This window comes from Streptomyces sp. SPB074 (assembly GCF_000154905.1).
Lineage (GTDB): Bacteria > Actinomycetota > Actinomycetes > Streptomycetales > Streptomycetaceae > Streptomyces.
Window position 1 is genome coordinate 2,805,370 of sequence record NZ_GG770539.1, and the last position, 3,019, is coordinate 2,808,388.

General features: G+C 76.9%; 3 protein-coding genes and 1 pseudogene. All 4 read left to right on the top strand.

The features are described from left to right. On the top strand, positions 1–536 hold a 536-nt coding region (locus SSBG_RS11530), incomplete at its 5' end, for a cytochrome b (protein ID WP_078491274.1). Positions 537–606: 70 nt separating this feature from the next. After that, positions 607–1,515, top strand: a pseudogene (locus SSBG_RS11535) (NAD-dependent protein deacetylase). Positions 1,516–1,548: 33 nt separating this feature from the next. Then, positions 1,549–2,547 carry a hypothetical protein gene (locus SSBG_RS11540; RefSeq protein ID WP_008746318.1) on the top strand — a complete coding sequence of 333 codons (999 nt, stop codon included), beginning with the start codon at positions 1,549–1,551 and terminating at the stop codon, positions 2,545–2,547. 20 nt (positions 2,548–2,567) lie between these two features. Then, entirely contained in the window at positions 2,568–2,891 is a 324-nt protein-coding gene (locus SSBG_RS11545) for a hypothetical protein (RefSeq protein ID WP_008746319.1), read from the top strand. The last annotated feature ends 128 nt before the right edge of the window (positions 2,892–3,019 follow it).

Consider the following 3,019-nt stretch of genomic DNA (forward strand, 5'->3'; position numbering starts at 1 on the left):
CCCCGCCGCCCGCCCCGGCGCGCTTCGACGGCCTGACCCGCTGGCTGCACTGGATCATGGCACTGCTGGTCACGGCCGCGCTCCTCACCGGCATCGCCCTGACCCGGTGGCTGAGCGACTACGACGTCCTGTCGCGCATCCACGAACCCCTGGGCGTCGCGGTCCTCGTCCTCGCCGTCGTCCGCCTCGTCAACCGCTTCGTCCGCCGCACCCCGCCGTACCCGCCCACCATGCCCCGTGCCGAGCGGCTCGCGGCGACGGCCTCCGAGTACGCGCTCTACGCGCTGCTCCTCGCCCAGCCGCTCGCGGGCTGGGCCATGCAGTCCGCCGCCGGCCTCCCCGTGCCCCTCCTCGGCTCGGCGCGCCTCCCGGCCCTCTTCGGCCAGGACTACGGGCTCTACTCGACGCTGCACACCGTGCACGAGGTCCTCGGCTACACACTCCTCGGCCTCTTCGCCCTCCACGTGACGGGCACGCTGACCCACACCCTCGTCACCCGCGACAAGCTCCTGCGCCGCATCTCCCCGCGCCGCTGACCGCGGGGCCCGCGCCGCCCGCTCCCCCGGGCGCCGGGCCCCGTCCCGGCCCGCGTCGTAGCCTGGGCCCATGCCCACGCAGCCGCACCGGCCCCCCGGCTCCGCGCCCGGCGCCCCCGCCCACGAGGTCGCGGGGCCCCAGGACCTCGAAGCCCTCGCCGGCCTGCTCACCACCGCCCCCTTCACCGTCCTCACCGGCGCGGGCCTCTCCACCGAGTCCGGCATCCCCGACTACCGCGGCCCGGCCGGGAGCCTGCGGCACCCACAACGCCGATGACCTACGAGGAGTTCACCGGCAGCGAGGAGGGGCGCCGCAGGTACTGGGCGCGCAGCCACGCCGGGTGGCGGCGGATCTGGCGGGCCGCGCCCAACGCGGGGCACCACGCGGTCGAGGCGCTGCGCCGCGCCGGGTTCGTCTCCGGCGTCATCACGCAGAACGTGGGACGGGCTGCACCGCGCGGCCGGCACGCGTACGGCGGTCGAGCTGCACGGCGGGCTCGACCGCGTCCTGTGCCTCGGCTGCGGGCGCGTCACCGCGCGCGAGGAGCTGGACGAACGGCTGCGCGCGCTCAACGGCGACTTCACGGAGGCCGCCGGGGCGCGGATCAACCCGGACGGGGACGTCGAGCTGCCCCCGGAGCTGGTCAGGGACTTCCGTATCGCCCCCTGCGCGCACTGCGGCGGCGTCCTCAAGCCGGACGTCGTCTTCTTCGGCGAGACGGTCCCCAAGCCCCGCGTCCAGCGCTGCTTCGGCCTCGTGGACGCGGGGCACGGCGTCCTCGTCCTCGGCTCCTCGCTCACGGTCATGTCGGGCCTGCGCTTCGTACGGCACGCGGCCCGCGCGGGCAAACCCGTCGCGATCATCAACCAGGGCCCCACCCGGGGCGACGACCGCGCGGACCTCCGGATCGGCCTCCCCCTCGGCACCGCCCTCCCCGACCTGGCGCGCCGCCTCGGGGCACCCCTGCCGACCGGCTGACCGCCGCCACCGACCCCGCTCCGAGAGGCCCCCATGCCCGCCGCGGAACTCGCCGCCCTCGACGACGCCGCCCTCGCGCGTCTCCTCGCCACGAGCACGCCCCTGGGCGCCGGGATCGGGGGCCGCACGGCGCGGCTCGACGTCGCGGGCACCCCCGTGTTCGTCAAGCGGGTGCCGCTCACCGCGCGCGAGGCGGAGCGGCGCTCGACCGCCGACCCCTACGGGCTGCCGCTCGTCACCCACTACGGGATGGGCGCGAGCCCCGCGGGCGGGGCGTGGCGCGAACTGGAGGCGCACCGGGCGGCGGCCGGGCTGGGGCTCGCGCCGGAGCTGTACCACTGGCGGCTGATCCGGGAGACGGAACCGGCGCCGCTGCCCGCCGAACTCGCCGACACGGCGGCCGTGGCGAAGAGATGGGGCCCGGCGGCGGCGCTGCGCGTCGAGGAGCTGCGGCACGCTCCCGCGACTCTCCTGCTCTTCATGGAGCACCTGCCGCACACCCTCCACGACTGGCTCCTGCCCCGGGTCCACGAGGCCGGGGCCGAGGCGGACGCGGCGCGCGTGGCGGAGCGGCTGGACGCCGCCACCCGGACGATGAGCGCCCACGGGCTCGTCCACTTCGACGGGCACTGGGGCAACGTCCTCACCGACGGCAGCCGCGTCCTCCACACCGACTTCGGCCTCGCCCTCACGGACTCCTTCGCGCTCACCGCCGAGGAGGGCGCGTTCCTCGCCGCGCACCGCGCGCACGACCTCGGTTACGCGCGCAGCTTCCTCGTCAACTGGCTCCTCACGCAGGCGTACGGACTGTCCGGCGCGCAACGGCGCGCCCATTTCCGCGCGCCCCGCCCCCTGCCCGCCCCGGGCCCCGGCGCCGCCCTCCTCGCGCGGGACCTGCCGCTCGCCTCCGTGCTGACGCCCTTCCTCGTCGCGGTGGCCGAGGGCGCGCGTGCCATCCCGTACCCGTCCGCCGAAGTGGCCCGTACGCTGCGGCCACGAGCCCCGCAGCCGCGCCCGTCACCCTCCACCTGAACCAGCCCGTCCCGATACCGGTGGGCCACCGCGTCGAGATCACCGAGTACGCGGACACGCGCCCCGAGAAGAAGCGCCAACGGCACGGCTTCGACGGCGCGGAGGCGTTCCGGCACCCGGTCGTCACGGACCTGGACACCGGCATCCGCTGGATGAACCACGTGCACGCGAGCCCGTACGGCAACGGCGGCAACTCCTTCACCGCGAACCGGTACCCGCTCGCCCCGCGCACGAAGGGCCTGGAGACCGCGCGGACGTGGCTGGGCCGGGTCACCCCCTGCACGCTCGTCTTCGTGGAGGGCCTGAGCACCCAGCACACGACGCTGGTCGTGGCACCGGAGTAGCGGGCCGCCGGCACCCGGGCCGCCGCGCGCACGGCCCCGCCCGCCGCCCCACCCGCGGCTCGGGCCCCGACTGCCGCCCGGCCCCGCCCCCGGCTCAGGCCCCGTCCGCCGCCCGCTCCCCCCGCGCG